Origin of the sequence: Enterobacter sp. 61D5, assembly GCF_034107965.1 — a bacterium.
Classification (GTDB): Bacteria; Pseudomonadota; Gammaproteobacteria; order Enterobacterales; family Enterobacteriaceae; genus Enterobacter; species Enterobacter cloacae_M.
Genome location: NZ_JAWNFK010000057.1, coordinates 1 through 415 on the forward strand (window position 1 = coordinate 1; position 415 = coordinate 415).

A 415-nucleotide genomic window follows, 5' to 3' on the forward strand; every position below is an offset into this window, starting at 1 on the left:
ACGCGATCTCTTTGTATTCCGGGATCTGCATCAATTCGTCCTGCATGATCTCTCGCGCAGCACGTACACATTTACCGCATTGATTTCCCACCGGAACAAATTTGCGTAGCTGCTGAAATGACTGAGGCTGAAACTGACGAACGGCCTGACGTATTTTCTTGTCGCTTACACCATTACATAAACAAACGTACATAGAGACTCCCGTTCAAATTATGCGCAAAGTGTAAGTGAGAATGGTTATGATTACAATAGCACAAACGCCACAATACGGGGCGGGAGCAGGCAAAAAATGCGTAATTTTGTGACAGTACCTGAGCGGCAGAAAACAAAAAAGGACGCCGAAGCGTCCTTTTTTTATTCGGGGATAATTAATTAGCCCAGAACTTTAGCAACAACGCCCGCGCCAACGGTACGG

At 46.0% G+C, this 415-nt stretch carries 1 protein-coding gene; it reads right to left on the reverse strand.

Annotated elements, in window-relative coordinates; all coding sequences use genetic code 11:
• Window positions 1–193 (reverse strand): bacterioferritin-associated ferredoxin (gene bfd / locus UTM25_RS22520; RefSeq protein ID WP_008503493.1); only part of this gene is annotated, 193 nt, incomplete at its 3' end.
• Window positions 194–415 lie beyond the last annotated feature (222 nt).